Origin of the sequence: Cupriavidus basilensis (assembly GCF_000832305.1) — a bacterium.
Lineage (GTDB): Bacteria > Pseudomonadota > Gammaproteobacteria > Burkholderiales > Burkholderiaceae > Cupriavidus > Cupriavidus basilensis_F.
In genome coordinates, this window is the sequence record NZ_CP010536.1 from 793,412 (window position 1) to 806,887 (window position 13,476).

Annotated in this window: 11 protein-coding genes; 10 read left to right on the forward strand and 1 reads right to left on the reverse strand. The window is 63.5% G+C overall.

Annotated features, from left to right (window positions below; all coding sequences use genetic code 11):
* The first annotated feature begins 272 nt into the window (after positions 1-272).
* From RR42_RS37565 to RR42_RS03590, 7 genes are all read left to right on the forward strand, one after another.
* Entirely contained in the window at positions 273-1,220 is a 948-nt protein-coding gene (locus RR42_RS37565; RefSeq protein ID WP_052494428.1) for a DUF6708 domain-containing protein, read from the forward strand.
* An 85-nt stretch (positions 1,221-1,305) separates the two neighbouring features.
* A complete protein-coding gene (locus RR42_RS38245; RefSeq protein ID WP_082054788.1) occupies positions 1,306-1,587 on the forward strand; it encodes a PAAR domain-containing protein in 282 nt (93 codons plus the stop codon).
* A 2-nt stretch (positions 1,588-1,589) separates the two neighbouring features.
* Entirely contained in the window at positions 1,590-2,090 is a 501-nt protein-coding gene (gene tssJ, locus RR42_RS03570) for a type VI secretion system lipoprotein TssJ (RefSeq protein WP_144409735.1), read from the forward strand.
* Positions 2,091-2,094: 4 nt separating this feature from the next.
* The gene (gene tssK / locus RR42_RS03575; RefSeq protein WP_043344101.1) at positions 2,095-3,438 is read left to right on the forward strand and encodes a type VI secretion system baseplate subunit TssK; all 1,344 of its coding nucleotides are present in this window, start codon (positions 2,095-2,097) and stop codon (positions 3,436-3,438) included.
* Entirely contained in the window at positions 3,438-4,625 is a 1,188-nt protein-coding gene (tssL, locus tag RR42_RS03580; RefSeq protein ID WP_082054789.1) for a type VI secretion system protein TssL, long form, read from the forward strand. The genes tssK and tssL overlap by 1 nt, the downstream gene beginning before the upstream one ends.
* A gap of 13 nt (positions 4,626-4,638) precedes the next feature.
* A complete protein-coding gene (tssM, locus tag RR42_RS03585) occupies positions 4,639-8,463 on the forward strand; it encodes a type VI secretion system membrane subunit TssM (RefSeq protein WP_043344104.1) in 3,825 nt (1,274 codons plus the stop codon).
* Complete coding sequence (locus tag RR42_RS03590; protein ID WP_082054790.1) at positions 8,412-9,191, forward strand: TagF domain-containing protein; 780 nt, start codon at positions 8,412-8,414, stop codon at positions 9,189-9,191. The genes tssM and RR42_RS03590 overlap by 52 nt, the downstream gene beginning before the upstream one ends.
* Positions 9,192-9,324: 133 nt before the next feature.
* Here the strand turns inward: RR42_RS03590 and RR42_RS03595 are convergent, their stop codons facing one another.
* A complete protein-coding gene (locus tag RR42_RS03595) occupies positions 9,325-10,242 on the reverse strand; it encodes a LysR family transcriptional regulator (RefSeq protein ID WP_043344108.1) in 918 nt (305 codons plus the stop codon).
* Between the two features lie 166 nt (positions 10,243-10,408).
* On the opposite strand from RR42_RS03595, the gene RR42_RS03600 reads away from it, so the two are divergent.
* From RR42_RS03600 to RR42_RS03610, 3 genes are read left to right on the forward strand one after another with little or no spacing between them, the layout of a single operon-like run.
* Positions 10,409-11,380, forward strand: coding sequence for an alpha/beta fold hydrolase (locus RR42_RS03600; protein WP_043344111.1), 972 nt, complete (start codon positions 10,409-10,411; stop codon positions 11,378-11,380).
* Between the two features lie 36 nt (positions 11,381-11,416).
* Positions 11,417-12,400 (forward strand): glutathione S-transferase family protein, encoded by a 984-nt coding sequence (locus RR42_RS03605; protein ID WP_043344115.1) that lies wholly within the window; start codon positions 11,417-11,419, stop codon positions 12,398-12,400.
* Between the two features lie 40 nt (positions 12,401-12,440).
* Positions 12,441-13,475: an alpha/beta fold hydrolase gene (locus RR42_RS03610; RefSeq protein ID WP_043351312.1), complete on the forward strand. Its 1,035-nt coding sequence runs from the start codon at positions 12,441-12,443 to the stop codon at positions 13,473-13,475.
* Position 13,476 lies beyond the last annotated feature (1 nt).

A 13,476-nucleotide genomic window follows, 5' to 3' on the forward strand; every position in this document is an offset into this window, starting at 1 on the left:
GTGCCCCACTGGTCTGGAGGTTCTCTATCGCATCGGTGGCTACCTGGGGCGTTCGCCGCGCTGTTTGTTTGGTCGGGACCATTTGTCGTCCTGGCGCTGGTGGCCCTCTTCGCGCTGCAAGTGCTCATTGCACTGGTGGTCGACAACAAGCTGCAGGAGTGGCTTAAGCGCAGTGTCTGGGGGAAAGCTCAAAAGCGAGAGACCTGATGAGGCTTTCAAGACGGGTCATCAGGAAATGCAGGAATTACAGCTGGCATTAGGGTAAGAGACGTATGTCGATAGACTTTACAGGGCAGATACCAAAGTACAAGATCAACCGTCCTTTGACCGAGCAGGAGCGCGCAGAACACCTGTCTCAGAAGCGGCCGGCGATGGTGAGCAAGGGCGAAGACGTGCAGGATTGGGATGCGCTTATCCGCTTGAACTCGACCTTCATTGAGGTGGTTGATAAGTACTATGCTTGGAAGGGATTCGCATTTGCCATTTTATTTATTCTGGGGTGTGGGTCGTTGGTCTTGGTGCTCAGCATAACGTGGCTTGAACTGTTTGAAAATCTTGGAAAAGTAAAGGAAGAGACAGGGGAGATAATATTGTTCTTGGTAGCATTCTGGTCGATGACCATATTTCTCATCATATTTATTGGGTGGTTTGTTCGATTTGAAGTATTTTCCGTTACTCATTGGCCGGTCCGCCTTAACCGGCGAAACCGAATGGTTTATGTATTCCGCCGTAAAAGTGCCGGAGGAGTTCTGGCGCTCAGATGGGAAGACATCTACTTCTGCATGGGGCCTGGTCAGCCTAATGCAGGGCGGCCTCCGCTAGTCTGGGATATTCGAGGCCACGTGCTGGCGCCGGACAGGAAGACGGTGCTCGATACCTTCTCGATGGGGATTCACTGCACCAAGGACCTGCTGCCCGCTCACTGGGAATACCTGCGCCGCTATATGGAAGAGGGCCCGCAGAGTATTCCGATGCCGCGCCGGTACCTGCCGATTGCGGAGAAGCGCGAGTCTTTCCTGTTTGCTACCAAGGTGGCCTTCAGCAACTTCAGCTATGGCTATGCGTTCCTGCTGTTTGGCACGCCGTTTGCGCTGGTTACGTTGTTTGGGCGTTTGCTTTGCATGCCGACGAACAAGGTGCCGGTTTGGCCCGGGGAAGTGGAGGAGGCGTGCCGGATCGAGCCTGGTGACCCGTATGCGCAGCGTGTTTCAGGAGACTGAAAAGTCAGAAGTGGGTCGATCTCGAACCGAGGCAGGAAATGCCGGCGGATACCGCGACCGGCTTGGGTCATTTTGGAGTGAGAACATGAACTTGCCAATTATCACAGTGGGTGACACTACCACGCACGGCGGACGCGTCATTACCGGTTCCGCATCCCATCTCTTGCAAGGCCGGCCTATTGCCCGGCAGGGCGACCTGGTCGATTGCCCGGAGCACTACTCGGACGGGCGTCCACACGGGGTCAACGCCATCACCGAAGGGCACCCAGCCTTTCTGGTGGAAGGGCGGCCAGTTGCGCTGCACGGACATCGCTGCGAATGCGGTTGCGAGCTGATCGGCTCGCAGCTTGCCGCCGTCGGAGGCTGAGCATGCGTCAGTTGTACCGCTATTGGCCGATGGCGATTGCCTTGCTTGCCGGTTGCGCGGCCAGTCCCGTGCAGAATGAACAGATGAAGCTGGTGCTCCGTGCGGAAGCCAAGCCAACCGTCAATCCGGATGCGAGGGGGCGAGCGAGTCCTGTTCTGGTGCGCATGTACGAGCTGAAGTCCGATGGGACATTCGCAAACGCAGACTATTTCACGCTGCAAAGCGCAGACAAGACGCTGCTTCTTGACGATCTCCTCGCTCGTGACGAGTTCATCCTTCGGCCGGACGAAACCCGGGATTTCGAAAGAAAGCTGAATCCGGCAACCACGGCACTGGGCTTTCTTGTTGGTTACAACGATCTTGGGAAGGCCACCTGGCGAACGGTCTACAAGCTGCCGCCAGCAACGGAAGCCGCGTGGTACAGGGCGGTAGTGCCGGCACGCAAGATCAAGCTGCAGGTCTTGCTTGATCAGTTGACCATCAACATTACAAAAATCGAGTGATTCAATGAGTTGGTATAACAAAGTCGTCTGGAGCGAAGGCCTCTTTTTGCGTCCACAGCTGTTCCAGCAACAAGAACGCTATCTTGAGCATTACGCCCATAAGCGTAGCGCGGCGCTTGGCCCGTTCTTCTGGGGTTTCAATCAGGTTGACATTGATACCGAAGCGCTCGCGGTAGGGAAGCTCGTTGTCTCCGCTGCCGCCGGCATCTTTCCGGACGGCACGCCATTCGATGCGCCGGGGCAGGTTTCATCGCCAGCGCCGCTGGCGCTCCGGCATGAGCATGTTGGCCAGATGGTCTGTCTGGCCGTGCCGATCCGCACGCCGAACGCACAGGAGACCGACTTTGACGATGCCGCGGATTCGTTGGCGCGATTCCGGACGTTTGAGGAAGATCTGCTCGACGCCAACTCGATCTCGCAGGGTCCGAAGCTGATCCAGCTGGCCGACCTGCGCCTGCGCTTGCTCACGGAGAAGGAGTTGACCAGTGCGTGGCTCGGCATGCCGCTGGCACGAGTCAGCGAGGTTCGCGCCGATGGTAGCGCGAGGCTTGACGGGGCATTGATTCCACCGGTCAGCACCTTTGCCGCCAGCCCATTGCTGTACAGCTGGCTTACCGAAATCCACGGCCTGCTGCGCATGCGTGCTACGGCCATGGCCGAGCGCCTTTGCGCCGCGAGCATGCGGGGTGGGGATGCGGCGGAAGTCAGCGAGTATCTGATTCTGCAGCTGCTGAACCGCTATGAGCCAATTCTGACGCATCTGCTGGCCGTCAAAGCTGCCTCGCCGGAAGTCCTCTATGTCCATTTGGCGGCGCTGTCTGGTGAGCTATCGACGTTCGTGCGCACGCACAGCCGTCGACCTGTGGAGCATGCCGCTTACCGACACGATGCCCCGCATATTTGCCTGAAGCCGTTGTTCGACGACCTGCGCTTCCTGCTCAATGTGGTCCTTGAGCGTGCCGCCCAGAGGATCGAGCTTGAACTTCAGCCGCACGGCATCCGGCTGGCTGTGCTGGACCCTGCGGAGATCCAGCGCTTCACGACATTCGTGCTGGCTGTCGCGGCGCAAATGCCCGTGGATACGCTGCAGCAGCAATTTCCGGCCAAGGCAAAGGCGGGCCCGTCCGAGCGCCTGGTCGACTTGATACGGTCTCATTTGCCGGGGATTCCACTCCAGGCGCTGCCGGTACCGCCGCGGCAGATTCCGTTCAATGCGGGCTATGTCTACTTCGAGCTTACCCGAGAGAATCCTCTCTGGAAGCAAGTCGAGAAATTTGGTGGGCTGGCATTACATGTTGCCGGCGATTTTCCTGATCTGCAGGTTGACCTTTGGGGAGTTCGTAGCTGATGACTAAAAAGGATAGGCACAATCCGGACGCCACGTTTTCCTCTGAGACGGTGGCTGCGCTGGCAGGCGCAGGATCCCCCTTGCTGGAAGCCGCACGCCCACTTCTGCGAGCACTTGCCGATGTCCCGGAGGGGTTGGACGAGGAGGATGTGCCACGGCTCCGGGCCTTGTTGACATCTGAAGTGCAACGCTTTCAAGGTTTGTGCGAAAGGGCCAATGTGCGCCGCGAGCATTTCCAGGCAGCGAGCTATGCCTTGTGCACAGCGCTGGACGAGGCTGTACAAAATCAGGCATGGGGCATACACAGTTGGCCGCAGCAAGGGTTGCTTGTCAGCTTGCACGGGGACACCGAGGGCGGCACCAAATGCTTTCATGTGCTCGGCCGGCTGGTGACCAGTCCCCACGAACATATACCGGTCATCGAGGTGTTCTATCACCTTCTATCGCTGGGATTCCAAGGGCGCTATGCCGGGCAGACCGATGGTCCCCGGCAATTGGAGGAGATCCGCCAGCGCCTCTTCCACCTGATCAGTGGCGCACGCGAGAGCGTGCCGCGCGAGCTTTCGCCCAACTGGCGTGGCGGGGACGCAGGACGACTCCGCCGACTACGCACGGTGCCGGTCTGGGTCACGGCCTTGGTGCTGACCCTGGCGCTCTGTGGCTTGTTCGCCTGGTACAAATACCAGCTGTTGCTCCGCACGCACGATCTCGAGCGACAGATCCTTGCCATTGGGATGATCACACCGCCGGAGCCGCCCAAGGCGCTGCGCCTGGCTGAACTGCTCAAGGACGAGATTGCGCGTGGGGTCGTCAGCGTGCAGGAGGACGCGGCGCGTAGTGCCGTGACCTTCCGTGGCGATGACATGTTCGGCGGCGGGCGCGCCGAGGTAAGCGGCAAGATCTTGCCGCTGCTGGACAAGGTCGCAGGGGAGATCAGCAAGGTCTCCGGCAAGGTGACCGTCATCGGCCATAGCGATAACGCGCCCATCAAGACGGCCAGGTTCCCCTCGAATCAGGCGTTGTCCGAGGAGCGTGCCGCGACCGTGACGGAGTACCTGGCCAGCAAGGGCGTGGCCAAGGGGCGCCTCGAAGCCATTGGCAAGGGTGATACCGAGCCACTTGTCGACAACAAGACGCCGGCAGCCCGAGCGAAGAATCGCCGGGTTGAGATCGTCGTTACACAGTGACCGGGGTCAAGGCATGGAATTTCTGAAACGTATTGGGGGCGCGCTCGTCTCCCGGCAGGCGCTCGCACTTGTCGCCGTGCTTCTGGTGGCGGCGGCCATCTGGTTTATCGGACCGCTGCTTGGATTCAATGGCATGCATCCGCTGGCGGGTCTCGGCGCACGTGTCATGGTCATCGTCCTGCTGATGGCGCTTGCGCTGTTCTGGCTGCTTGGCTGGCCGGTCTCCACCACCGGGGTCGCCGCGCTTTGCCTGCTGATCTGGCATGCGGGGCCGCTACTTGCCATAGGCGCCAGCCATCCGCTGGAACCGAGTTCGGTCCGCATCCTGCTGATCTCGGTGATCGTTTTCCTATTCGCCGCGTATCTCTTGTACCTGCTTTGGCAGCATGCCCGCACGAACAAGTCGTTCGTGGAAGGCCTGCTGAATGTTGGCGGCAAGCGCCAGGAGGTGGTGGCCAAGGATGAAATCGCCACGCTGAACACGGCCATCCAGACTGCGCTGCGCCAGCTTAAGGGCATGCGCACCGGCAGCCGGATCGGCCGGCTGTTCGAGGGACGGCGCTACCTCCACGAACTGCCCTGGTACATGATGGTCGGCGTGCCAGGTTCTGGCAAGACGACGGCCTTGTTGAACGCCGGGCTGCAATTCCCGATTGCCGAGCAAATGAGCGCGGCGGCTCGCGCACGGCAGCGCACCGAGCAGACGAATTGGTGGTTCACCAACGAGGCGGTCCTGATCGACACGGCAGGCCGCTACACGGCGCAAAAATCGGGTTCGGCGATCGAGCTGGCCGAATGGAAGGGCTTTCTTGGCCTGCTGCGCAAACACCGTGCCCGCGCCCCGATCAACGGTGCGCTGGTGACGATCAGCGTGACTGACCTGCTTCGGCATTCCGCTGATGAGCGCGTTGCCGAAGCGGCCAGGATTCGGGCGCGCCTGGCCGAACTGCGTGAGGAACTGGGCATCCGGTTTCCCATCTATGTGCTGGTGACCAAGCTCGATCAGCTTGCCGGCTTCACTGACTACTTCCAATGCCTGACCAGCGAGGGACGGGCCCAGCCCTGGGGGTTCACCTTGCCGGTTGCGGGCAAGCGGTGGCCGCGACAGCCAGCTGTCGATGTCGTTGCGCAGTGCCGCAAGGAGATGCAGTCGTTGGTGACGCGGTTGGCGGATGGGCTGGCGGGCCGGCTGTCCGAGGAGTTCGATCAGGGCCGGCGCAAGGCGCTCTACGCCTTGCTCTATGAGCTTGGGAGCCTGACGGAACCGCTTGTCGCGATGCTGGAGCAGATGTTCCTGGACTCACGGTACGACGACACTGAGCGCAACGCCATGCTGCGCGGCGTGTATTTCACCAGTGCCGCGCAAACGGAGGGGGCAGTGGTCGCAGATGCAAGCGCCGTCTTCCGGCAACTGCGTGGCATTGGAAAGGCGGGCGCCCAAGCTGCCGGCGCCACCGTGGACACGGCCACCGGCAACCGCAGCTACTTCCTGCAGGATGTTTTCAAGCGCATCATCGTGCCCGATGCGAACCTCGTGAAGCCGAACCTGCGCTGGGAATTCCGCTTCCGCCTGCTGCGCCTGCTTGGCCACGCGCTGCTAGTGGTGATCTTCCTGTGGCTGGTCGGTGCGCTCCATAACAGCTTCGGCCACAACCATAACTATCTGGACGTGGTGCAGGAGAAAGCCAGGGGGCTGGCCGCGACGGTGACGGCGTTCTACAAGAAGCCGCAGCCGGATACGATGCCCGAGGTGCTGGCCGCAGCCCGCGACCTGCCCGCCTATGCCAGCCTGAATCAGGCCGATCCGTCTGTCGACTGGCGGTATGGCCTCTACAGCGTGCCGCCGGTGCTGGGCGCTGCGACCCAGACCCATACGAGATTGCAGGACAACCTGCTGGTGCCATACCTGGTAGGTCGGGTCGAATCCGTGCTGTCGACCGCAGTCAATCGACGCGACGCCAAGCAGACCTACGACACCCTGCGGGTCTACCTGATGCTGCACGACAAGGACAAGTTCAACGCGTCCGACGTGCGTAGCTGGCTGCAAGGCGACTGGGCAGCCGGCAACGGGGCGGACGCCTTCGGCGGTCGCGTGGCAGTGATCGGGCACCTGGACAGCCTGCTGGACGGCAGCCGCGCGGTGCAGTCGCCTTATGCCAGGAACGAGGCGCTGATCCGCTCGGCGCGGGATTTCCTGGATGGAAATACTTCCGTCGAACGCCTCTACGACCGCGCCAAGGCGGCCATGATGGAGGAGGCGCCGCAGGATTTCACGCTGGTGCGCGCGGTCGGGCCGCAGGCTGGCACGGTCTTCACCCGAGCCAGTGGTGAGCCGCTGGAGCGGGGCATCCCTGGGCTCTTCACCTACGCCGGCTACCACGACCTGTTCAATGCGCGCCTGCCGGAATTCGTTGGCAAGGCACAGGCGGTCGATACTTGGGTAATGGGCAGGGGCACGGGGCTCGGCGCTCAAAAAAAAACGCTTGAGCGCGCCGCGGGCAAGCTGACCGGCAACGATCCTCTGACGCGCGAGATTCGGCGCCTGTACCTGAGCGAGTATGCGCGGCACTGGGAGGCATTCCTGGGCGATATCCGGACGGTGACCGGCGACAACCTGGCCTTTGACCTGGAGATCCTGCGCAATTTCGCCGCGCCGGACTCCCCGCTGGCCCGGCTGGGCCGGGCAGCGGTGCAGGAAACCACGCTGAGCCGTCCGGTGGATCCCGAGGATAAGTCCCTGGCGGAGAAGGCGCTGTCCGCGCTGGACAAGACATCCGGCACGGTCAACGCACTGACCGCGCGCGCCGAGGCTCGCCAGGAGCGCGAGGTGGTCGACAACCGCTTCGCCGCGCTGCGCGAAGTGGTGACTGGCCAGGCCGATGCCGCTAACCCGGGTGCGCAGGCTGCGCCCGGGAAGCCGCAACTGGATGCGATAGCCGGCATGGTCAACGCCTATTACACCAGTCTGGTAGTGGCCAACAATGCGCTGAACACCCGGAACCTGCCGCCCCCGTCAGATGCCGGGGCGCAGTTGCGCATGGAGGCGGCCAAGCTGCCCGCGCCCTTCAAGGCGGTGCTGGCCGATCTGGTCGTGCAGGGCACCCGGGATGTCAACAAGGGCGTCGGCGATATCCTGATCGCCCAGATGGACGCTGTGATCGGCGAAAGCTGCCGCAGTGCCGTCGACGGCAAGTATCCGTTCACGCCGACGTCGATGCAGGACGTGGATCCGGAGGATCTTGCGCGCATCTTCGCGACCGGGGGTGTGCTGGACGACTTCTTCCAGAAGGTACTGGCTCCACACGTGGATACCACCATCTCGCCGTGGCGCTACAAGTTGACCGCGCCCGACGTGCCACCGGTGGCCGGCCCGAGCCTGGTGCCGTTCCAGCGCGCCAAGGAGATCCGGGAGGTGTTTTTCCGTGATCCGGGCGCAAAGAAGATGGCCTGGAAGGTCGACCTGAAGGTCGTGGAGCTCGATCCCGAAATCGTCGAGCTGAACATGGATTTCGATGGGCAGAGCCAGCGCTACGTGCACGGCCCGGTGATCCCGCTCAAGGTGACCTGGCCAGGCCCGCGCGGCGGGCAGGGTGCCGAGATCACCGCCAGCCCGCGCATCCGCCCCGACACCTCGACGTTGACCGCCAACGGCCCCTGGGCCCTGATGCGCGTGATTGCCAAGGGCAAGCTGGCCGGCTCGGCGACAGCCAGCCACTTCATGGCCGAGTATGACTTTGACGGCCGCAAGGCGAAGCTCGACATCAACACCGGCAGCCTCGCGAATCCATGGACCACCGCCTTGCTGCAGGGCTTCCAGTGTCCGGGGAGGTCGGGGTGATTACGGCACCGTCGATTTTCGGCAAGCTGCCTGCGCAAGGGGACTTTGTTCGCCACAATGCGCCCCTGGCCCAGGTGGCGATGTGGCGGAACTGGTTCGACCCCGGGCACGCCGAAGCCCCGGTCCGGGCGCCAGCGCTTTCCATCGTCGGCCATGCGCCGCATTGGTTGCATCTGACGCCACCCAGCCTCACGGGCCAAGCTCGATTGCGCGCGGCTGAGCCGTGTCATTTCATCCTGCGCACGCGCGGCCTGAAGTTCCCCGGCGAGGGCAGCTACCTGATTGGTGTCGTGGCCGCGTCCCGGGACCGGGTGGGGCGCCGCTACCCGCTGGTGGTATGGCAGAGCGTCAGCGCCCAATGGGCCGAGGAGCTCCTCAGCGCACCGGCGCACTGGCTCACCGATCTGGTGCAGCTGGTGCATGACCACACCCGCCTGCCGGACCGATCGGGCCTGGCCGCGGCGGTCGATGCCCTGTGGGCCAGCCATCGGCCCGGCTGGCGGGGTCGCATCCGGGTGTCGTTCAAGCGCCTGGCCGGCGCACGGAATCAGGCCGCCTCGGGGAATTTGCCCGATGACAGCTTCACCGGGCCCGAAGCCATCCGTGACGACTGGCCGCCGCACCTGTTGCGCAGTGGCAGCCTTGGCAGCGTCTGGCAGGCCGGTACTGGCTGCGCCATTGAAATCGACGGCGTCCCGGCCATTCGCGACATTGTGGCCGGGCTTTGATTTCATTCCCCGACCAGGGGCATCTTCACTGCATATCGACAAAACCACAGCGGTATGGAACGGCCTGCAGCGGCGGCACCTTGTTGATCTTGGTTATCCTGCTGGCGGCCGGTTCGGGCCGGTTCGGGCCCGCTCAGGCAAACAGATCCATGCCCTGCACCAGGCGCTTCGCCAGCCGCGGCTGGCGAAACTGGTCCAGCCACCATGCGAGCGCGCGGCCCTCATGGTCGCCCCGCCACGCCACATACAGCGTGTTGGGCTCGCGCGGATCGGCCGTGCGCTTTTCCACCAGCTCCCCGCGCCTGAGCAGCGAAGCCACGCGGTGCCGCGGCAGCCAGCCGATGCCCAGCCCCTCGCGCTGCGCCAGGATCTTGGCGCGCATGCTCGGCACGGCCAGCGAGGCTTGCCCGCCCACCAGCCCGTAGGCCCGCCCCGCGCTACCGCGCGATGAATCCGCCACGGCCACGCCCCGGTGCGCCGAGATATGCTGGCGCGTGAGTGGCTCGGCTACGCTGGCAAGCGGGTGGCGTGGCGCCACGGCAAAGACCCATTCGACCACGCCGAGCTCGAACCAGCGCAGGCCGGGGATGGCGGGTGGCTCATTGGTCGCGCCGACGATCACATCGGCGCGGCCGTCGCGCAGCGCTTCCCAGGTCCCGCTGAGGACTTCGTGGGTCAGGCGCAGCGCCACCCCGGATTTGAGCGCATCGAAGCTGCGGATCACCGGCATCAGCAATTCGAACTCGAGCACTTCATCCGTGACGATCCACAGGCGGTCTTCCCAGCCGCTGGCGACCTGCCGCACGCGCTGGGTCATGCGCGATACGTCCTGCATCAGGCGCGCGGCCTCTTCGGCTAGCAGGTGGCCGGCAGGGGTGAGCTGCAGGCGGTAGCGGCGGCGATCGAACAGCAGGGCGTCAAAGCGGCCCTCCAGTTGCCGGGCGGCGTGGGAGACGGTCGATGGCGCCTTGCCCAGGCGCGCCGCGGCGCGCGACAGGCTGCCGCTGTCCCGGATGGCTTCCAGCAAGGCCAGTTCGTCTTCTGACAACATGTTCAACTCCGTCGAACGAGTTCATCGGGAAAATCGTACGGCAAAACACGTGTGCCGGCGCAATATTCGTCACAGTGCATCACCCGATTCCCGCAACCCCTTTGTTTGCAAGCGCCGTCGGCCAGGAGAGTTCGTCCTGCCATGGCACGATCACCGGAGAAAAGTCATGGCCCTCATCCACCGTATGGCACGGTACGCTGGCGCCGCATTGCTCATGTTTGGCGTGTTCGGCGCGCTCGCGCCGCCCGTGCATGCCGCAGAACCTGGCGGCGACGCTGCGATCCAGCAGCACACGATCAACGCGAATGGCGTTGACCTGCACTATCTGCAGTCCGGGCGCGGCAGCGGCACACCGGTCGTGCTGTTGCATGGTTATGCGGAATCCAGCCATATGTGGCTGCCGCTGATGGCACAGCTTGGCGACAAGCGCACCGTCATCGCACCGGACCTGCGCGGCGCGGGCGGGTCGGCGATTACGCAGTCGGGCTACGACAAGAAGACCATGGCGCAGGACATCCACGCCCTGGTCCAGACGCTCGGCTACCGCAAGATCAACATCGTCGGGCATGATATCGGCCTGATGGTCGCCTATGCCTACGCCGCGCAATACCCGGACGAAGTGGAAAGCGTAACGCTGATGGACGCGTTCCTGCCTGGCGTGGGCGACTGGCAACAGGTCTGGCTGCTGCGCGACAAGTGGCACTTCAACTTCTACGGCGACACGCCTGAAAAGCTGGTGAAGGGCCGCGAGCGCACCTACTTTGAACACTTCTGGAACGACTTCGCCGCCGACCCCAAGCACTCGGTGCCGGAAGCCGCCCGCCAGCGTTACGCCGCCAACTATGCCAGGCCGGGCCGGATGCGCGCGGGATTCGAGTTCTTCCGTGCATTCCCGCAGGATGCCGAAGACTTCGCGGCGCTGGCAAAGCACCCGCTGCCGATGCCCATGCTGGTGCTGGCGGGCGAGAAGGCTTCTGGCAATTTCCTGATCGACCAGGCGCGCCTCGTTGCCACCAATGTGCAAGGCGTGATTGTCAAGGGCTCGGGACATTGGCTGATGGAGGAAGCGCCGGGGCAGACCATTCCGGCTATCGTGCATTTCATCAATGCGCCGTCGCAACCCGTCGGCGCCGAATAAGAACGCGTACCTCACCGCATCAGAAGGAGTATCGAAATGGGACTGCTCGTCAATGGCAAATGGCAAGACCGCTGGTATGACACGGCATCCACCGGCGGGCGCTTCGTTCGCAAGGACGCCGCCTTTCGCAACTGGGTGACGTCCGATGGCGCCGCCGGCCCAAGCGGCACCGGTGGCTTCAAGGCCGAGGCCGGGCGCTATCACCTGTACGTGAGCCTGGCCTGCCCGTGGGCGCACCGCACGCTGATCATGCGCGCGCTCAAAGGGCTGGAGGGGATGATCAGCGTCTCCACGGTGCACTGGCTGATGCTCGGCGAGGGCTGGACGTTCGCCGAGGGCCCGGGCGTCGTGCCGGACACGGTCAACGGCGCGCGGCTCCTGCACCAGGTCTACACTGGCGCCGATCCCGACTACACCGGGCGCGTCACCGTGCCGGTGCTGTGGGACAAGCAGCGGGGAACCATCGTCAGCAACGAGTCGTCGGAGATCATCCGCATGTTCAACACCGCCTTCGACGATGTTGGCGCCAAGTCGGGCGACTATTATCCGGCGGCGCTGCGCGCGGAAATCGACGAAGTCAACGCACGGGTGTACGACACGCTCAACAACGGTGTCTACAAATCCGGCTTTGCCACCACGCAGGGCGCGTATGAAGAAGCGGTGACGCCGTTGTTCGACACGCTCGACTGGCTCGAGGCGCGGCTCGCCACGCGCCGCTTCCTGCTGGGCGATCAGATTACCGAGGCCGACATCCGCCTGTTCACGACGCTGGTGCGCTTTGACGCGGTCTACGTGGGGCACTTCAAGTGCAACCTGCGGCGCATCGCCGACTACCCGAACCTGTCTGGCTTTACGCGCGACATCTACCAGTTGCCGGGGATTGCGGCGACGGTCAATATCGACCATATCAAGCGCCACTACTATGAAAGCCACCGCTCTATCAACCCGAGCGGCGTGGTGCCGGCAGGGCCTGTGCTGGACTTTGCCGCGCCGCCGGAGCGCGCGCGGCTGGCCGCGTAATGCCGCCGTCTTTTTTTCTTCGATAGCCGAGACCACGCTCATGACGTTTCATCGCCAATTCCTGCTTGCCTTGCTCGCGGCGGCAGCCGTTGCCGTCCCGCCCGCCGCGCTGGCGGCCGCGGACGATGGCCCCGTGTATGGCCCCGAGCTGCAAGGCTTCGACTATCCGGCGCCGGTCCAGCAGTTCGCGTTCACCTCGCAAGGCGAGGCGATGCACATGGCTTACATGGACATCAAGCCCGAGCATGCCAACGGCCGCACCGCGGTGTTGCTGCATGGAAAGAACTTCTGCGCGGCGACCTGGGGCGACACGATCAAGGTGCTCAGCACGGCCGGGTATCGCGTCATTGCGCCGGACCAGATCGGCTTTTGCAAATCCAGCAAGCCGGCGCACTATCAATACAGTTTCCAGCAACTGGCGCGCAACACCCACGCCTTGCTGGAGTCCATCGGAATCCGGCTGGCGACGGTGATCGGGCATTCCACGGGCGGCATGCTGGCGATGCGCTATGCGCTGATGTACCCGGAGCAAACCGAGCAGCTTGCGCTCGTCAACCCGATCGGACTGGAGGATTGGAAGGCGTTGGGCGTGCCGTCCCTGTCGGTGGACCAATGGTATGCCCGTGAGCTTGCCACCAATGCTGACAAGATCCGCAGCTACGAACAGGCTACCTACTATGTCGGCACATGGCGCCCCGAGTACGAGCCCTGGGTGCAGATGCTGGCGGGCATCAACCGCGGCCCGGGCAAGCAGCAGGTGGCCTGGAACTCCGCGCTGATCTACGACATGATCTTCACGCAGCCGGTCGTGTACGAGTTGGGCGCGTTGAAGACGCCAACCTTGCTGCTGATCGGCGACAAGGACACGACGGCCATCGCCAAGGACGCGGCACCGCCGGAGGTCCGCACCAAGGTCGGCAACTATCCGGTGCTGGCGCAGCGCACCTTGAAGGCGCTGCCGAACGCCAGGCTGGTGGAGTTTCCCGAGTTGGGCCACGCGCCGCAGATGCAAGATCCAGTGGCGTTCCACAAGGCGCTGCTGGATGGCCTGGCGGCGTTGCCGGCAAACCGGTAGC